The 15,417-nt window shown below is 45.4% G+C and carries 14 protein-coding genes; 5 read left to right on the top strand and 9 right to left on the bottom strand.

Going from position 1 to position 15,417, the window contains the following annotated elements; translation table 11 throughout:
• Positions 1–4: 4 nt before the first annotated feature.
• The 5 genes from nagA to DV872_RS08425 form a co-directional block, all read right to left on the bottom strand.
• A complete protein-coding gene (nagA, locus tag DV872_RS08445) occupies positions 5–1,174 on the bottom strand; it encodes an N-acetylglucosamine-6-phosphate deacetylase (RefSeq protein ID WP_114629444.1) in 1,170 nt (389 codons plus the stop codon).
• Positions 1,175–1,187: 13 nt separating this feature from the next.
• Positions 1,188–2,588: a galactokinase gene (gene galK, locus DV872_RS08440; protein ID WP_158546895.1), complete on the bottom strand. Its 1,401-nt coding sequence runs from the start codon at positions 2,586–2,588 to the stop codon at positions 1,188–1,190.
• Positions 2,581–3,633 (bottom strand): DUF4922 domain-containing protein, encoded by a 1,053-nt coding sequence (locus DV872_RS08435; RefSeq protein WP_114629441.1) that lies wholly within the window; start codon positions 3,631–3,633, stop codon positions 2,581–2,583. The genes galK and DV872_RS08435 overlap by 8 nt, the downstream gene beginning before the upstream one ends.
• A gap of 57 nt (positions 3,634–3,690) precedes the next feature.
• Entirely contained in the window at positions 3,691–4,839 is a 1,149-nt protein-coding gene (locus DV872_RS08430; RefSeq protein ID WP_114629439.1) for a YibE/F family protein, read from the bottom strand.
• 97 nt (positions 4,840–4,936) lie between these two features.
• Entirely contained in the window at positions 4,937–6,385 is a 1,449-nt protein-coding gene (locus DV872_RS08425; RefSeq protein ID WP_114629437.1) for an alkaline phosphatase, read from the bottom strand.
• Between the two features lie 225 nt (positions 6,386–6,610).
• Here DV872_RS08425 and DV872_RS08420 point away from each other — a divergent pair, with 225 nt between their 5' ends.
• Entirely contained in the window at positions 6,611–7,765 is a 1,155-nt protein-coding gene (locus tag DV872_RS08420) for an iron-containing alcohol dehydrogenase (protein ID WP_114629436.1), read from the top strand.
• A 109-nt stretch (positions 7,766–7,874) separates the two neighbouring features.
• Here the strand turns inward: DV872_RS08420 and DV872_RS08415 are convergent, their stop codons facing one another.
• Positions 7,875–9,509, bottom strand: a complete 1,635-nt coding sequence (locus DV872_RS08415; protein ID WP_114629435.1) for an ABC-F family ATP-binding cassette domain-containing protein — start codon at positions 9,507–9,509, stop codon at positions 7,875–7,877.
• 222 nt (positions 9,510–9,731) lie between these two features.
• Here DV872_RS08415 and DV872_RS08410 point away from each other — a divergent pair, with 222 nt between their 5' ends.
• The 3 genes from DV872_RS08410 to DV872_RS08400 are packed head-to-tail and all read left to right on the top strand — an operon-like array spanning position 9,732 to position 11,569.
• Complete coding sequence (locus DV872_RS08410; RefSeq protein WP_114629433.1) at positions 9,732–10,277, top strand: helix-turn-helix domain-containing protein; 546 nt, start codon at positions 9,732–9,734, stop codon at positions 10,275–10,277.
• Positions 10,267–10,992, top strand: coding sequence for a CPBP family intramembrane glutamic endopeptidase (locus DV872_RS08405; RefSeq protein ID WP_114629431.1), 726 nt, complete (start codon positions 10,267–10,269; stop codon positions 10,990–10,992). The genes DV872_RS08410 and DV872_RS08405 overlap by 11 nt, the downstream gene beginning before the upstream one ends.
• 25 nt (positions 10,993–11,017) lie before the next feature.
• Positions 11,018–11,569: a DUF1847 domain-containing protein gene (locus tag DV872_RS08400; protein WP_114629429.1), complete on the top strand. Its 552-nt coding sequence runs from the start codon at positions 11,018–11,020 to the stop codon at positions 11,567–11,569.
• 27 nt (positions 11,570–11,596) lie between these two features.
• On the opposite strand, the gene DV872_RS08395 is transcribed toward DV872_RS08400, so the two are convergent.
• From DV872_RS08395 to DV872_RS08385, 3 genes are read right to left on the bottom strand one after another with little or no spacing between them, the layout of a single operon-like run.
• Positions 11,597–12,226 (bottom strand): DUF1349 domain-containing protein, encoded by a 630-nt coding sequence (locus DV872_RS08395; protein ID WP_114629427.1) that lies wholly within the window; start codon positions 12,224–12,226, stop codon positions 11,597–11,599.
• A gap of 14 nt (positions 12,227–12,240) precedes the next feature.
• Positions 12,241–13,395 (bottom strand): acyltransferase domain-containing protein, encoded by a 1,155-nt coding sequence (locus DV872_RS08390; RefSeq protein ID WP_114629426.1) that lies wholly within the window; start codon positions 13,393–13,395, stop codon positions 12,241–12,243.
• Positions 13,388–14,440 (bottom strand): dipeptide epimerase, encoded by a 1,053-nt coding sequence (locus tag DV872_RS08385; protein WP_114629424.1) that lies wholly within the window; start codon positions 14,438–14,440, stop codon positions 13,388–13,390. The genes DV872_RS08390 and DV872_RS08385 overlap by 8 nt, the downstream gene beginning before the upstream one ends.
• Before the next feature lie 105 nt (positions 14,441–14,545).
• Between DV872_RS08385 and DV872_RS08380 the strand changes: the two genes are divergently transcribed.
• Positions 14,546–15,397, top strand: a complete 852-nt coding sequence (locus DV872_RS08380) for a MurR/RpiR family transcriptional regulator (protein WP_158546894.1) — start codon at positions 14,546–14,548, stop codon at positions 15,395–15,397.
• Positions 15,398–15,417 lie beyond the last annotated feature (20 nt).

The following is a 15,417-nucleotide window of genomic DNA, read 5'->3' as shown; positions in this document are numbered from 1 at the left end:
AACCTTATGAAATCATGTTTTTGAGAATCTTTCCGCCCACCATAGTCAGAAGCACATTGAACTGGCTGTCAAAGACCGCTATATCTGCATCGTAGCTGGGGATCAGGGCTCCCTTTTTCTGGAACCCCATGATCTGGGCAGGATTTGCACTGGCCATCAGTATGGCCTGCTCTTCCGGCACTCTCCAGGATATCAGATTCTGAATTCCCTTTATCATGGTCAGAGAGGAACCCGCCAGAGTCTCCTCATTTTTCATAAATACACCGTTTTCCAGACGCACCGGCTCTCCGTTTGCAAGGAGTTCTCCCTCTTTCTGTTCTGTCGGTTTAAGGCAGTCTGTGACCAGTACCACTTTGTTAACAGGTTTATCTCTTAAAAGTAGTCTTACAAGGTCAGGATGGACATGCTCACCGTCGGCGATGACCTCACAGGATAGTTCGGGGTGGATCATGATGGCTCCCACTGCTCCCGGGTTTCTGTGATGGAGGCGGCTCATGGCATTGAAGAAGTGGGTGGAGTGGAGTATTCCCGCTTGAATTCCCTCTACCATGTTTTCATAGGCTGCATTTGTATGTCCGGCCTGCAGGACTATCCCTTTTTTCATACCGTAGAGAGCCAGTTTTCGCATCCCCTTCAGTTCGGGGGCAACGGTCATATTTACGATTTTTCCACCGGCGGCTTTGTAGAGTCTATCCATCAGCTCAAGATCAACTTCCTGTATGCCACTGGCATTCTGTGCTCCTGTTCTCTGGGGAGAAATAAAAGGACCCTCCATATGAATACCCATGATCTGGGCACCTTTCTCTTTTCCCATGGCCTTGCTGATACCCTTCAGCGCCTTGATCATATGGGCCTCTGTGTGTGTGTAGACCGTGGGGCAGAAGGCTGTGACACCATATTGTGCAAGAGCTTCCGACATCCTCAGGATGGACTCGGGATTTCCGTCTTCTGTTCCATATCCTGCAAAACCGTGGATATGTGTGTCGATGAATCCTGGAGTGATATGAGCACCCTTCACATCATAGATGAGACTGTCGTTAGGGCGGGAGTTTTTCTCAAACCTTTTAAGGCTTATTACATCTTCAATCTTTCCATCAGAAATCTGCACACAGGCTTTTTCCTGTCTGAATGATCCTGTAATTACGGTTCCGTTTATCAGCCATATATCTGTCATAATTTTTTTTATCCTATAGTTTCTTCAGAATCTGGGCTCCCTCGGAGGGATATACCGAGAAGAGATAATCCCTGGCATCACTAAGACCTAGATTCCCTTTATAGAAACAATTCTTCAATCCGTCAATGTATGAGTCTAATTCATTTTCATGGCTGATGTGCACCGTACATCCGCCAAATCCGGCACCCGTAAGCCGGCAACCCGGACTTCCCAGACCTTTTCCGCATTCAACAAGCAGGTCCAGCTCCCGGCAACTGATTTCATGGTTATCCCGGCAGCTTTCGTGGGAGGCATACATCAGCTCACCCAGCTCCTTGATTTTTCCTTCTCTGAGCATCTGGGCAGATTCTTCCACCCTCTTCCACTCACTGATTACATGAAATGCTCTTTTAAAGAGGAGAAAGCCGCCCTCAGGTTCCGGGAAGATGGTTCCGTCTTTTCTCTGGCAGTATTTGCTATTCAGTTCTTCTTCTTCCAGACTCAGGATCTCCTGAAGCTGCAATTTGCTGTAGCCTTCATCTTTAAGAGCCTGTGCAAATGGATAATCGGGAGTCAATTCTCCCAGATAAGCTATGCTTTTTCTCCCTTTCTGCAGTTCGTAGCTGCTGATAACCCCGGCTGCCAGACGGCACTCGATGCTGCGGCGGTTGTATTTATCCATAATTTCTTTGGTTTTGGGCGCTTCAATTGTTGAGTGGGCTATGAGAATCTGGTAGTCCTCGGGAAAGGGGGTTGTTTCACATTTGAGAGGGGCAAAGTCTATCTTCAAGGCACTCCCCTTATGTCCCAGGAGGATGGCAGCCTGATCCATTCCACCGCCCTGGGTTCCCGTATAACGTTCAGCCCGGGCCATCATTTCGGCAAGATCAAGGGGAGCCACTTCTTTATCATTTACATGAAGGGCCACAATGGCGGATAAAACCACCATAGCCGATGACGAGCTCATTCCAGCCGCAGCGGGAATGGTGCTGTGCATCATCATGGAGTATCCCTTAGTCTCCTTATCATTGAGATCTAGAACGCCTTCGCTATGGAGTCCCTGTATTGCTGCCTTTATATAATTTCCCCAATTTCCTGAGGGGAAAGGGGGGAGGTCTCCTGTAATCTGAAACTCTCTCTCTCCGTATTTTTCTATAAAATCAGCGACTATTATTTTTCCGTCAGTTCGAGGGGTAAACACTGCAATAATATCTCTGTCCACTGCGCAGGGGAGTACGGGACAATGGTTGTAGTCTGTATGTTCACCGATAATATTGACTCGGCCGGGAGCCCTGGCAATCAGGTAATCTCCCTTACCCTGCCAGGTCGTGAATCTTTCAATAAGTGCATTATAGCGTGACTGCTGCAGCTCAAGATCTTCAGAGTGGTAGATCCCTGTAAGTTGTTCCTGCTGCTTATTCCATGGTTTATACATTCTCTTTCCTCTTATAGGGCAGGAAGTCATAGCCCTTTATATCTAAAGGATCAAATACTCTGATCCCTTTAAAAAATCCTTTTATTATCTCCCGGCTGTTCTGTGTCAGTTCTTCTTCCGGGTAGCCCGAAGGGGGTGGGAAGATCCAGCTTCCAGCGGCTTCCACCACACCTATCCCCTCTGATTTATACTTCTGCAGATCTTCCGGAGTTCTGAATTGTGAATCCCGGAGGACCAGGGTACATATAAAATTATTTTCTTCCCGGTAAATCAGCATATTGACGGTTCTCATCCCGGGGGCTGTTTTCTTCCATAGATCTATTATTCTGCTTCCTTCCCGGACCAGGTCGGTTCTCTTCTCAGAGCTCAATCTGATAACGGGTAAAGGGAAACGGAGAGCTTCAACTTTTAATCCTTTCTCTGAATCGAATTCAAAAAGGGGAGATGCATTCATCACAGGAAGCCTTCTCTTATGGAGCAGCTGGAAATGGCTGTGACTGAGAATGGAGGCTCCAGCCCACTCAAGATCCGAGTTGGAACACAAGGTATAATGCGGGGCCATCCCGATAAATGAAAGGCTCTGTGCAATGGATTCGGCTCCCATATTCATGGGAGTATGCTCCCTGTTAATCAGCACAAGATGCCTTGGGAAAAGGGGGAAGGGGGTCAACTGCAGAAAAAAATCTGTTTCCTCTTCCACTCCCTTCAGCTTAAGATCAAAGATCCTGAGGTTTTCTTTCCCGGGGGACGAGGCATTCTCCCGGCAGATCAGGCATTCGGCTCCCTCAGGGAGAGCAGGTTTATTCTTCTGCTGATAACCGGCGCGGGCATAATTTATCTGATAAGAGAAGTACAGGTCATAATCAAGGTCATAGAATTCCCTAATGCTGTTCTTCTCCAGTTTGTCTTTGTTTATATATTCAGAATCCAGTGACCAGAGATGAAGTTCGTTCATAACGGGTTCAAGATCACCCTGTTCATATATTTTATTGAGGTAGGCCGTAATCTCTTTTTGGGGCGCAGTGGGTCCGGGACAATTATTCATAATCTGATACTAACAGATGAAAGGCCTATTTTGTTGCCTTTTTGTCTCCTCTTTTTGTCAGATTGTTCTGTCTTTTCTCTCTGAATAGATCAGTGCTCCCATAAGAGCGGTAAAGGGTGCAACCGTTACCAGTCCGAAACTGCCGACCAGTGTCTGAAGTATTTCCGCAGAAACATATGTAATGTTAAATACATTCTCAGGGGGGGTGCCTTGAGCAATGAAAACCATGATCATTGCTGCATATCCGCTGGAATAGGCCAATAGCAGGGTTGTTGTCATTGTTCCCAATACAGCACGGCCTACCCTGAATCCTGAAAGGAGCAGCTCCTTGCGGCTGATTCCCGGATGCCTGTCGACCAGCTCTTTCATACTTGCGGAGATATCCATTGCCAGGTCCATAACGGCACCTGATGCTGCCAGGAAAATTCCAGCCTGGAATATTTTTGTCAGATTTAGATGGGCGTATCCGGAATAGAGAAGAGTTTCACTGAATTTAACAACGGCTCCGTGTATTTTGAAATCCCTGGTAAACAGCATGGACAGTATGGCAGTCAGTACTATTCCGAGAAAACCTCCCAGGAAGGCGGTTAGCCCTTTTTTATTAATACCTGCAATGAGGAATATTATCACTCCTGTTAATACGGCGGTCACAGAAAGGGCCAGTACCACAGGATCCCATCCTCTGAGATACCCCGGTAAAAGAACTTTCCAGATAACTGTGCCTGTAAAGGCGAATGAGAGAAGAGCCTTGAGTCCTGTCCATTGGGCATAGGCCAGGAGGAGGAAGACAAAAAGGCTTAGAAGATATATCTCACTGTCCAGCCGATAATGGTCGTAGGCCACTCCTGTAATAATTTTTCCGGTTTCAGGGTTAATTGTAAGTACCACTAGAGCCGTATCACCTACTTCGAATATCTTATCCATCTCCAGAGTTCCGATTAGAATATTCCCGGCTTCCAAGATCTTTCCTTTGTATTCCTTATTCAGTACTTCCACAGTCACAAGTTGATCTCCCTGCCGGACGAGACCGAACTGTTGTACTCCTGAGTTGTCAGTATTGATAATTCTACCTTTTACTCTTACTGAATTGGGGTAGGCATCTCTCTGGAATTCATTGGGTAGAAAGAAAAGGCCCACAGTCAGAATTAGGGTCAGTATAACGAAAATGATATCTTTTTTATTATCCTTATTAGGAAGGTCCCACATTGTGTTCTCCGTTTAATTTAAAATGAAGATGAGAAAACGGCCCGGAGGCCGTTTTTTAAGTAAGCAGTCTATATACAAAACTTCTCTTGGTAGATGATTACATACCCATGGCTGATTTTATTTTCTGGAAGATGTCCGTATTGTCGTAGTAACCGTGGAACATCTCTTCTCCTGCACCCTTGGCAAAGGTGGCAACAGGAACACCGGTGTGTTTGTAAGACGTCCATGCAAGGCCGGATCTGTTGTTCTGGATATGAGTCAGCTGCATTGTAACAGGAGTGTATCCACCGTACAGCAGTTTATCTTCTACCGCATTGGTAATCTCTGCTTCTCCCTTTACAGTTCTGTTAAAAGAATTGTTCAGCAATTTCATTTCATAGTCGCTGAGATCAGAGAGTCCGAAGAAAGACTGGATATCTCTCATAAGTCCGTCAATTTCAGTATTGCCTGCTTCCAGATAGGGAGTCAGCAGATATTCATCAAAGTACTCGTAAGAGTGCTGCTGGCTGCTGATGTTCTCAAAGGAAGTCTCATAACCGGTACCGGCAAATCCCAGAGTGAGTCCTCCGGTCTCGTGGTCACCTGTAACAACGATAAGAGTCTCATCCGGGTGTTTATTGTAGAACTCAATTGCCCTATCAATGGAGTCGGCGAATGCCAGAGTATCCATGATGGAGGAAGCACCGTCATTAGCATGACAGGCCCAGTCAATTTTCCCGGATTCGACCATCATGAAAAACCCTTCTTCATTATCAAGAAGGTCAATTCCTTTCTGTGTGAACTCTGCCAGGGAGATACTTTCCTCTTTTCTATCTATTTCATAATCCAGTGCATCACTGGCAAACCCGTAGTTGTAGGCATAAACTTTTTGGGTCCCTGCTGTCACAGCATCCATTTCGGGTCTGTTCTCAGCAATAGTCCATCCTGCAGTTTTCATCAGATCATGAACATTCTGTGCTCCCTCGGGAGTTTTACTAATTCTAAAGCGTCCGCCGCCAAAGTAGTCAACTTCTGAGTTTACTGCTTCCACTCCGATATCATAATAATTGTTACGGCTGGGCTGGTGAGCGTAGAAGGCAGCAGGTGTGGCATGATCCAGATCTACTGAAGAGACAATACCTACCTTTTTACCATTCTCTTTGGCCATTTCAGCCAGAGTTTTATAGGCTTGTGACTTTTCAGGATTCATGGAGATAACTCCGATAGCTGTCTTACTTCCTGTAGCCATGGCAGTTGCTGCGGCAGCAGAACCTGTGATGAATCTGTCATAGGCGTATGTTGTTGTCATTCCCTGTGCAGGAAACTGGCTGAAATTCAGCAGTCTCTGATTTGCACTTTTTCCATCTTTGGCACTGAGGTAGGCTTCTGCCGCACTGACCTGGGGCATTGCCATTCCGTCTCCAATAAACAGAAAAACATATTTTGCCTGTCCGGCTGCCTGTTCAGCGGCTTTCTGTACACCCTCTTTCTGTCCGCCGGCAAAAGCCAGGGCTCCTGTGAGTAAAATCAGGATTAATGATAATCCCTTTTTCAGATAATTTTTCATAATAACTCCTCTATCGTATAAACAATTTTCTATTCAAGGATGGAGAGGGAAAGTTAGGGGATTGTTTGTATCCTGTTATTAAAAAGCTAATTGATATACGACAGTTTATATATGAATTGAGTTATCTGGAAATATTTGGAGGCAGACTATTGACCTTTTTTTGTACCGGGTGTATAGATATATTGTTATCGATAAAAGTATATCTAATATGCCAAGGAGATTGTAATGGCAGTAATGAATTTTTCAATTCCCAGAAATATCGTTTACGGAGAGGGTTCAATGGAAACACTGGCCACTCTGACCGGAAAAAAAGCAGCACTGGTTACCGGTGGAAGTTCCATGAAGAAATTCGGATTCCTGGATCAGGCTGATAAATATCTTAAAGACGCAGGAATGGAGACAATCGTCATTGACGGTGTTGAACCCAACCCTTCTGTGAAAACTGTAAAAAGAGGCGCTGCTGAAATGGCCGCCTTCCAGCCCGACTGGATCGTTGCAATCGGTGGAGGTTCCGCTCTGGATGCAGCCAAAGTAATGTGGTGTTTCTACGAGCATCCCGAACTCAGCTTTGAAGACATCATCGAACCCGGCTCCATGCCCGGACTCAGAAACAAGGCTAAGTTTGTCGCCATCCCCTCAACCAGTGGCACAGCCTCTGAAATTACAGCTTTTTCTGTAATCACAGATACAGATAATCATATTAAATATCCCATTGTTGCGGGCGATATGGTTCCCGACATTGCAATCCTTGATCCTGCTCTTCCTGCAACAATGCCCGCACATATCACTGCAAACACAGGTATGGACGTTATGGCTCATGCCGTAGAAGCGGTTGCCTCTATAGCGGCAACCTGTTTTACAGACCCCTATGCCATGGAAGCTATCAAGCTGGTACTGGCTAATCTGGAAACTGCCTACAAGAATGGTGATGACATGGATGCCCGCTACAATATGCACAATGCTTCTTCACTGGCCGGAATGGCTTTTACAAATGCTTCTCTTGGACTGGTTCACTCTCTTGCCCACAAAATTGGTGGTGAGTTCGGTGTCACCCACGGGCTGGCCAATGCAATCATGCTTCCCTATATCATCGACTTCAATAGAAAGTCTTCTGACAAGTATGACAAGGTCGAAAAGAATATCGGAGTTAAGGACCTGGCTGAAGAGATCAGAGGCCTGAATAAAACTTTAGGTATTCCCGCAACTTTTCAGGACTGTGATGAAGTTGATTTCAATGAAGACAAGTTCAAAGAAGTTCTGGATAGAATGAGCAGGAATGCCCACGGAGACCCCTGTACTCTGACTAACCCCGGAGCACCCACAATAGCCGATGTTAAGGCAATCTATGAGGCTTCCTACTACGGAAGAAGCATGAAATAAATCTGGTATAAAGAAGAGGTATTCCTCCTCCTCCTTTTATATAAAATACTGATTAGGGCCGTGTCCTCTTCGAAAGAAGCGGGGCATGGTCTTTTTTGTTTATAAGCCCTTATTCAGACTCTTTTTTCTCAAGATAGTAATCGTAGTCCCCTTCAAAGACTTTCATGTTTCCATGATCAATCTCGAAGACCCTGTTTGCCAGATGTTTTAAGAAGTAACGGTCATGGCTTACGATAATTACAGTTCCCTCAAAGGCCTTCAGGGCTTCCAGCAGTACTTCACGGCTGGCAATATCCAGGTGGTTTGTGGGCTCATCGAGCATCAGGAAGTTGATGGGTCTGGCCAGGAGAGAAGCCAGCATTACACGGCTTTTCTCTCCCCCCGAAAGGATTCCGATCTTCTTATCCACATCATCACCTGAAAACTGAAAGGTTCCCAGAAGATTCATTATGCCCCCCCTGGATTCTCGGGGGAGGAGGGCTGCCAACTCTTCAAAAACTGTGTTACCCTCATGCAGGCTGTCACCGGAATACTGGGAAAAATAACCCGCATTCACACTGGCTCCTATCTCGGATGTTCCCTCTGTAGGTTCAGTCAGATCATCAAGTACTTTCAACAGGGTGGACTTACCGGCGCCGTTGACTCCGGTAAGGGCAATCTTGTTACCCCTCTCCACAACTCCGGTAATTCCACTGAATACAGGATGAACATTTCCATCTTCCAGGGGCCACTCCTTGGCAAGTCCTTCCATCCTTACAACCACATCACCGCTTCTGGGGCAGGTCGGGAAATTGAATTTCATTACTTTCGGGTCCGGTGGAACAACCACTCTCTCCATCTTTTCCAGCATCTTTACCCGGGACTGTACCTGGGCGGCATGGGAGGCTCTAGCTGCAAAGCGGGCAATGAATTCCTCTTCCTTGGCAAGCATGGCCTGCTGCCGTCTCTGGGCTGAAACAAGCTGCTCCCGGCGTATGGCTCGCTCTGTGAGATAGAAGTCATAGTTTCCACTATAGGTTTGTATGGTCTCCCCCGCAGCCTCAATGGTTCTGCCGCAGATGCGAGTCATAAACTCTCTGTCATGGCTTGTCATCATCAAGGCGCCTTTGAAAGATTTAAGCCACTCCTCCAGCCAGACAATGGATTCAATATCAAGGTGGTTTGTAGGCTCATCCATTAAAAGAACATCGGGGTTAAGCAGAAGAATCCTGGCCAGGGCAATTCGCATTTTCCATCCACCGCTGAAGCTCTCAATACTCTGACCCTGCCGGCTTTCGGGAATTCCCAGTCCGTCCAGTATGGCCTTTGCATTGGATTCAAGCTCATAACCTCCCAGGTTCTGATACTCCATCTGCACTTCGCCGTATATCATCATGAACTTTTCCATGGCGTCATCACTCATCTTCTCCATGGCATCGGCATCGCCCATGGTGTGTTCCATCTCCTCCATCTTCAGGCTCAGTTCATGAGCCTTTCCGGCTCCCGCCATGACTTCTTCAAGAGCACTCTTACCTGCAGACTCTCCCACATCCTGAGAGAAGTAACCCACAATGACGCCCGGGTCTACATTGATGCTGCCCTCATCGGCATGCTCCTCCCCTGTGATCAGACGGAAGATAGTTGTTTTTCCCGATCCGTTTGGACCTACAAGTCCGATTCTGTCCTGGGGACGGATAAGAAAGGAGGAATCTCTGAAGATAATACGATCGCCGTAAGCGATTCTGATTCCTGATAAATTGACCATAAAATGAGGGCTCCTGTTAGAAAAATGAAACTGTGGGATTCTATCATAATTCTTCTTTTGGGAAAAACCCTTAAACCCGGCCAAAGCGGGATATTGGGATTCCGAAGCCGAATATTAAGCTCAAGATAAGATTGTGCTTTGAAACAAAAATAATTCAAAAATAAAAAAAACTTGACTATTATCAATAGTGATAATATTATCATAGATGATAATGGAGAGAGTATGAACACCAAAAAGAGAGCTGATCTGGTACTTCACCCTGTACGCTTACGAATAATCTCATTGTTGAGTGCCCTTGAGCTCACAGCTGGGCAGATTGCCGCTAAGCTTCCTGATGTCCCTCAGGCAACCCTTTACAGACATCTCAAGTCTCTGGAGAATGCTTCTCTTATCAATGTTGTCGATTCTCACCCCGTCAGAGGTACGGTGGAAAAAATTTATGGTCTCCGTGACTCAGCAGCAGTAAATTTTGATCAAGATGATGCTGGTAAATTTTCCCGGGAGGATCATCAAAAGTATTTTTCTGCATTCCTGGGAAGTTTATTCAACAGTTTTATGAATATCGTAAATTCTCTGGATGAGCATCCTGAGCTCCTGGGCCGCCTGGGCTACCGTACAAGAGCTGTAGAGATTCCAGCAGGTCAACTGGCAGATTTTCAAAAGGATTATCTGGCTCTCCTGGAAAAATACGGTTCCTCCGAAGAGGGGATCAAAGAGCGCTATCTACTATCAACAGTGATCGTACCGGAGGTCAACTATGAATCTTAATGTGAATTATTCCCATTTAATCATGCTTACTGTTCTGGGGCTATTGGGTGGAATCGCTATTTTTCCATACAGTACAGCTTTAAAACCTGAGATGACACTGACAACAAAGATGATTACTCTATCAGTCGTTCAATCACTTATCACAATGATATTTGTTGTCTGGATCGGCCTGAAAGCAGCAAGTGTTCTGGGGCTGAGAATTTATTCTCCTCCCGGGAGAATCTGGATTGCTGTGACAGCAGGTCTCTTTGCCGGATTCTTGATTCTAGTTCTTGATAAGTTTGTTTTTGCTCCCCATCTGCCTGAAGCATTTACTGGAATCTCTGAAAATATATCACTCTGGAAACGCTTCCTGGCCTGTTTTTATGGAGGCATTACCGAAGAGCTTCTGATGAGATGGTTCCTCCTTTCAGGAATCTTCTGGCTGCTTAGCAGATTCTGGACAAATGGAGATGGAACGGCAGCTGCAGGAGCCTTCTGGGTAGCCAATATAATTGCAGCTCTCCTATTCGGCCTTGGTCATCTACCGGCTACTGCTGCTTTGGCTAAGCTTTCACCCTTACTTATTTCACGGGCCCTGATATTGAATGGTGCAGGTGGAATCATCTTTGGTGTTATTTTCTGGAAGTATGGTCTGTTTGCTGCGATGGTTTCTCATTTCTCTGCAGATATAGTCCTTCATGTAATAAGCAGCCTGGTGCAGACTAAACAATGAATGGAATATATGCTATATTAAATATATGAAAAACTGTCTGGATTGCAGCGATAAGAGCTGCCGGAAGAACGGAGCCGACTGCTTCGGCCTTAAAGAGAAGAGTCTTGATGTCTATTCTCAAGGGTCTAATCTGACCATTGTGAAAAGCAGCAGTACCCTTGTGGATAACGGTAGGGCCGGAGAACTGTCCCGCTTTCAGGAGGTAGTTGAGTTCTGTCAGCTTCAGGGCTATAAGAATATTGGTCTGGCTTACTGCTTCGGCCTTGAATCTCTGGCCCAGGATATCCGCAGCAAGATGAATGGCGCCGGATTGAATCTGGTACCCGCCCGATGTTCCATGGGGGGAGTCAAAGAGAGTGATATCAACCCTGAAAAGAGCAATGAGGTCTACTCCTGTAATCCTGCCGGACAGGCTGAGTTTTTAAACAGAAATGCCGACTTTGTGATAGAAGTGGGTTTATGCCTTGGTCATGATGTGATCTTTCATCAACAGCTGAAAGTTCCCTTCACTGTACAGCTGGTTAAGGACCGGGTCTATGCCCATTGTCCTCTGGAAGGGATTAAGAATTACAGCTGAATGATGGCATCCAGAGCGAAATTGACCTTAATCATGGGCCTGCCATAGACATTCGCTTATTTCCATCTCTGTAAACTCAGCCTTGAAAGAGGATTCAAGGGGGCTGCAGGCATAGATTCCAAAGGAAGCTTCCTTTTCAGTGGGGAGGGGAGGGTTTGCTTTTCCCATGGCCTTTGTTGTTTCTCCCAGAACATGAAGGTGAAAGACCCTCATCTGTCTATAATCTTTTCCATCTGTTGAAGATTCTATCAGAAAGTCGGGTCCCCGACGGCTTAGTCTGTAGTACCAGTAAGAGGGTGTGCTGATATCTGTTGTGGCCCAGTCGGAATAGCCCATGTTTGTGACTACAGAACCCAGGCGGGAGAAGCTCTCATTTTCATATTCTATAGAGGCTTTAAACCAGTTTTCACTGTCCAGGTAGATTATTACACCGCATTGATCAAAGCGGTTTTTGTAATTGAAGTCCACTTTGCAGCTGAATGTGAAGTTTTCCTTTGTTTCTGTCTGGAGCATGGGGGCATTGTCATTTTGAAAACCGTAGAAGCTTCTCTGCCAGAGATCGGTTCCGGGATCGGTCTCTATAATGACTTTATCACCGATGATTATGTTGAGTTTTGGCTCACTCTTCCAGTCAGAAATTTCCAGGAAAGAGTTCATATTATCTCCTTTTACTAACTTTTCTGTTTTTCAAGATTCTCAATTTCTTCTTTTAATAATACCATGGCTGCAATTCTGAAGCATCCACCTTTTAAAAGATGCCGTTTCAGATTCCTTTGTATACTGGTTTTCTGAGGACATTGATCAGTATCCCAGGAGCTTGTTCCCAGAATGAATCCTATTCCCTCCACATCCATACTTCTTACAGGATATAGATGGACTGCCTGTTTCAGGAGGAGCAGATTGGCTCCTTCGGGATATATTTTTTCCAGATCGGGTGAGAATATCCAGGAACAGCATTGAAACCCTTTGATCTCCATTTCGGGATATAGTTCTTCGAAAAAATCCAGGGCCATTTGGAATGAATCTCTTACCAGATGCAGAGTTAAACCACCGCCTCCGGGTATATGCATATCCAGAACCTTGTCCCCTGGTTTAAGAACACAATTCCATTTTTTAAAAGAACTCTTGTCGGCCTCAATTTCTGTTTTTCCATCCACAGATGGGCTTATCCATTTTTCTGTTGTTGGTGATTTAAGCAGAATCCTAAATTCATTATCCATAGGATTCCTGTATCCAAACAGATCAGGTTCTATCTCCTTGAGCATGAATTCAAGTCGGCCGCAGCGGAATAACCTTCCCTGAATAAGATTCTGAAACCAGTAAATGGATTTCTTCATCATTCCCGGATGTTCGTTCAAAAAATAGTAATCCTCTGCCTTGGATCCGATCCCTGTACAACTATCTCTGCTGATCCTGTCTGAAATTCCCATCTTCAGATGTACAGCCCGTATTATCGGGACAGTTTCCAGAGAAAGAAGCAGATAGAATAAAGGAGCCGAATCTTTCATTTGAATAACAGGGTCGGGCCAGTTTCTGAACAGTCTGGCATCATACTGCTCAATGTTGTTAAGCAGCAGTTCAACGGCATAGCGATAAACCGTAAAGAGCTTCCTGTTATTTTTAATCATCATGACGGCTGAATGCAGTCCTGGAATCCAGTCTTTAGATATGCCCGCCAGATGGCAGGCTTTATAAAAAACCTCAGAATCCGAGTCTATGAGGCAGACAGATCTTTCCTGCTGTTTTATCAGGGAAAAATCAGGGCGGAAGGAGCTGTTCAGGCTGTCCTGGAATATCTCGTTAAAGGCGCTTTCTATTTCAGTCATAGAAGCCAGCTGTTTCTTTGACAGATAGTTTTATACCCTGGTTCCTGAATCCATAATTTTGAGGAATCTCATTTAGAAGATAGGGGACATCCAGATCGTAATAGCTTATCACGGGGGAGGCGGCAGTTAAGTGAAGAGCCGCTGATATACCTATAGGGCTCTCCATCATGCATCCCATCATGCATTCCAGACCCTCTGATTCTGCCAGGTTGAGAATCCTTTTTGCCTGACTTATCCCTCCACATTTAAGGAGTTTTACATTAATTATATCTGCCCCTTCACAATCAATGATTCTCTTTGCGTCGTCCAGGGTGAATACTGATTCATCAGCAGCAAGAGGGCAGTTTATCCTTTTTCTTATATAGGCCATTCCTTTCAGGTCTTTCGCCGTCAGCGGCTGTTCAAGGAGGTCTATGGAGAGCTTCTCCTTTTCACAGCGATCCATAAATGTCAGGCTGTCTTCAATACTCCAACCCTGATTAGCATCTATTCTGAGATTGCATCCCACAGCATGTGATATTTTCCTGAATCGGTTCAGATCGTCTTCCAGTGAACCTCCCAGCTTGATCTTCAATGTCTGAAAGCCTTCAGCCTCAGCTTTTCGGGAATCTAAAACCATCTGATCAGCATTGTTCAGTGATATTGTCAGATCAGAGATGATGCTGCCTGATTTTCCACCAAGATAAGCGTAAAGAGGAAGTCCTGCCGCTCTGCTGTACAGGTCATGAAGAGCCATGTCCATTGCTCCCTTAGGGCCGGGACCTGTTTCAGTTAATTGCTGTAGCAGATCAAGCTCTTCCTCTGCACTATTTAGCGGTCGGTTAAGAAATCTTCCAAATAGGCTTTGTATTCCTTTTATAATGGATTCTCTGTCTTCTCCGGTTATTGCCTTCAAAGGAGCTGCAGCTCCTACAGCATGTATTCCATCATCTGTCTCTAAGATGAGATGGATTGCTTCAATACAATCCACTCTCCGCAGAGAGGTTATGAATGGAACTTTGAGAGGAAATGATTTTTCTTCTATTCGTATCTGGCTGATGGTCATGATGTTTCCTTATTCGTATTATAAATTATATGCAATATTTCCTTTTTTATGTCAAAATGGAGACATTGGCAGTCTTTCCGATGTCGGTCATTTTCAGGAGCATACATGAAGCTGCAGAGCGGTCTAGTCATTCTAAAAGAATCCCTTCACACCATGTCTACGGGTGAAAAGCAGATAGCCGACTTTATTCTGAAAGAACCGCAGAAGCTTATGGTACTTAATATTTCTGAACTCGCCATTGAATGCGGTGGCAGTCCGGCAGGAATCGTGCGCCTGTGCAAACGACTGAACATGAAGGGATATAAAGAGCTTAAACTTCGTATCGCCATGGATATAAGCCGGGAACAGGACAGGACAAGCAGCAGCTCCACAAGGAAAGATCTCTCTCCTGGTGAACTTCAGTCTACAATTATCGAAAATCATATAGTTGCCCTGCAGAGCATAGAGAGTGTTCTGGACGTAGAGGCACTGCAGGAGGCATCCAGAATTATCCTCAACAGCAGGCGTATTGATATTTATGGCCTGGGAGCCTCTGGTATTGTTGGACAGGATCTTTATCAGAAACTCTGCCGTATTGGACTGAGTGTATCTTATGTAGGGGATTCTCATATGCAGATAACCTCTGCCTGCTCTCTTAGTGAAAGAGACTGTTTTCTTGCCATTTCCTATTCAGGAGAAACAAGAGAAGTTATTAAAGCGGTTCAGGAGGCTGTAAAAAACGGAGTTCCCTCAATCTCATTGACCCGTTATGGGGCAAATACCCTTGAGGAACTCTGCAGCATCAACCTTTTTACACCGATGAATGAATCCCTTATCAGGGAAGCCGCTATGACTTCCCGTATTGCACAGCTCACAGTAATTGATATTTTGTTTTCAATGATCAGTTCTGCCGATCCCGGCCGTTTTCAGGATAACCTGGATACCACAAGACAGGCTCTTCTGGATGAAAGATTCTGAAATTGGTTCTCTTTCATCCT

Source organism: Oceanispirochaeta sp. M1 (assembly GCF_003346715.1).
In the GTDB taxonomy this organism is placed as follows: Bacteria; Spirochaetota; Spirochaetia; order DSM-2461; family DSM-2461; genus Oceanispirochaeta.
Note: the sequence above shows the minus strand (reverse complement) of the source record. Positions and strands in the feature narration are given on the sequence as shown.